This is a genomic window from Candidatus Frankia nodulisporulans (genome assembly GCF_902806475.1).
Classification (GTDB): domain Bacteria; phylum Actinomycetota; class Actinomycetes; order Frankiales; family Frankiaceae; genus Frankia; species Frankia umida.
The window spans coordinates 1-2,356 of sequence record NZ_CADCWS010000408.1 but is presented as its reverse complement, the minus strand read 5'-3'; the positions used below and the strand labels follow the sequence as shown (position 1 = coordinate 2,356).

Sequence of the window (2,356 nt, the reverse complement as noted above, 5' to 3'; positions counted from 1 at the left end):
ATGCCGACGCGCCGGATGCCGACGCGCCAGCTCCACCGGCCTTCGACGCGGACGCGGACGCGGCGTCGGGGGCTGTCGGGGCGACGTCCCGGGTGCGGAGGGCCAGGCGTTCCAGCTCGCGGACGACGGACCGGGCCACCTGCGGGCCGAGATCCTCGTCGGCGACGCGCAGCCGCCACGGGTGATGCCCGACCGTACGCACCGAGCGCGGTGGTTCCTGCGGGGGAGACAGGGTCGCCAGCACGTCCACGGCCACCGCCATGATCTCCGCCGGCGTCCGGTAGTTCACCGTCAGGGTCTCCCACCGGGCGGGCGTGCCCGCCGCCGGGTAGGGCGCCAGAACCCGGTCCCAGGACGTGGTGCCAGCCGGATCGCTGGTCTGCGCGACGTCACCGACGATCGTCATCGAGCGGGTCGGACAGCGGCGCATCACCATCCGCCACGCCATCTCGGACAGCTCCTGCGCCTCGTCGACGACCACATGCCCGAACACCCAGGTCCGATCGGCGAGTGCCCGCTGCGCGATCGTGCGCGGATCGGCGTCCTCGTGCCGCTCGGCGAGTCGGCCGGCGTCGATCAGGTTGACGGCCATCATGATCTCCGGGTCGTCCTCGATGTCCCGGGAGAGGATGTCGAGCACACCCTGGGCGTAGGCGACCCGGGCCACGCGTTCGCGCAACGCGGCCGCCTTCGCCGCCTGGTCGTCGTCGCCGATCAGCTCGGCGGCCTCGTCCAGCAGCGGGATGTCCGCCGCGCTCCACCCACCGACCGGCCTCGGCCGCGCGGGCACGCCCGAGTCCTCGCCGCCGGCCTGGCCGTCCGCGTCCCGGTCGTTGTCGGGCTCGAGGTCGGCCCCGCCGCCGCTGCCAGGGTCGCCGTCGGTCACGGCGCGCAGCTCGCGTAGCCAGTCGTTGCCGTCGGTGTCGTCCTCGGCCAGGGGCCGGTGCAACAGCTGACGCTGCTGGGCTGACAGCTGCGGTGCGACCGCGGCGAGCGTGCCCGGGTCGGCGAACAGTTCGGCGACGAGCTGCTCGGGGGTCAGCGCCGGCCACAGTTCGTCGAGGACGGTCCGCACGGCCGGATCGCCGCGCAGCTCACGGCGCAACTGGGCGAGGTCCTCGTCGTCGAGCAGGCTCGAACCACCCGACCCGGCGGGGGCGAGCAGGTCGAGCGCCTCCGGGTCGGCCTCCAGCACCGCCGCGGTGATCGTCTCGGCGGCGTAGCCGTCCGCGACCTGACGGGCCAGCGCCTCGATCACCGCTCGCACGAACAGTGGTCGGGCGTCGTTGTGCAGCTCACCGGACTCCCGGGCGAGCGCCCGGGCGCGTTCGCAGGTGGATCGTTCGAGCAGGAGCAGCCGCTCCTCGGTGTGGATCTCCAGGGTGTGACCCTGCGGCAGCCGCTGGCGGTGGCGCACGGTCGCGGCGAGGATCTCGGCGAGCGCGGCCCGTCCCTTGAGCTCGGCGGTGGCCGCATCCTCCAGGCGGCGCGCCGTCACCCCGGGATAGAGCGCGTCGACCGTCGCGCTGACCACGCTGGTCTCCCCGAGGGAGGGCAGCACGTTCTCGATGTAACGCAGGAACGCCGGATGCGGCCCGAGTACGAGCACCCCACTGCGGGCCAGCTTCTCCCGGTGGGTGTAAAGCAGATAGGCGGCCCGGTGCAGGGCCACGGCGGTCTTCCCCGTCCCCGGCCCGCCCTGCACGACCAGGACACCCCGCTGATCCGACCGGATGATGCGATCCTGCTCGGCCTGGATGGTCGCGACGATGTCACTCATGCGGCCGGTGCGGGCGGCGTTGAGGGTGGCGAACAGCCCCGGCTCGCCGGTCAGCGGGGTGGCCCGATCGGGGGAGTCGCCGTCGGCGCCGACGTGGGAACCAGGTGCGTCCGGACCGGGGGAGTCGGCCATCTCGAAGATGTCGTCCTCCACACCGGTCACCGCGCGCTGCCGGGTGGCGATGTGCCGGCGTCGGCGCACGCCAAGGCGCTCGGCCCCGGTCGCCGCGTAGAACGGCCGGGCCGCCGGAGTCCGCCAGTCGATCAGGAGCGGCTCGTAGTCGGCATCGTCGTCGAAGATGCCCATCCGGCCGACATAGCGGCGTTCGCCGCCGTCGAAATCCAGCCGGCCAAAGCACAGGCCGATCTCGGCGGCCCGCAGCCGCGCCAGGGTGGCGGCGCAGTCGGCACTGGCGACCTCACGCTCGAACCGGGCCCGCGGCAGGCTCTCGGACCGCAGCAGAACCCCACGCAGCCGCGTCGAGGCACGCCGACGCAGAGCGTCAAGCCGATCGTAGAGAGCCGAGACGTAGGCCTGCTCGGAATCCAGATCCTCTATTGACAACTCGGCCACACC

The 2,356-nt window shown here is 73.2% G+C and carries 1 protein-coding gene; it reads right to left on the bottom strand.

The features are described 5' to 3' along the window. Nucleotides 1–2,353, bottom strand: a 2,353-nt coding sequence (locus tag G6R24_RS20310; protein WP_225438856.1) for a HelD family protein, incomplete at its 3' end; no start/stop codon positions are given. Between the last annotated feature and the right edge of the window lie 3 nt (nucleotides 2,354–2,356).